At 31.4% G+C, this 290-nt stretch carries 1 protein-coding gene; it reads right to left on the minus strand.

Annotated features, from left to right (window positions below):
- Positions 1-45: 45 nt before the first annotated feature.
- A partial coding sequence (locus DJ029_RS21875) for a hypothetical protein (protein ID WP_157966490.1) occupies positions 46-290 on the minus strand: 245 nt, incomplete at its 5' end.

Below are 290 nucleotides of genomic sequence, written 5' to 3' on the forward strand. Positions count from 1 at the left end.
TTCAGCTCTTAATTCCCTTAGTATTCTTTCACAGATTTCTCTTTCCTAATTCAGAGCATTCCTTATTCTTTCATTTTGTGTCTTAAGAATCATGATTTCTTCATTTTCTTCAGAGATTTGATCAACAAGGTCTTCATTTTGATGAGATTGATTTTGTTGATCATGATTTTTAGCTTCCAATTCCTCTTGTGCTTTGTTTCTTTGTTCCAAAATTTCACATAGCCTGATTGATTGAATTTCTTGTTCTCTTTTGAGTTTTCTTAATTCTTCGTGCAGAGATCCATTCTTTT

This window comes from Oceanibium sediminis (assembly GCF_003265325.1).
Classification (GTDB): Bacteria; Pseudomonadota; Alphaproteobacteria; order Rhodobacterales; family Rhodobacteraceae; genus Halovulum; species Halovulum sediminis.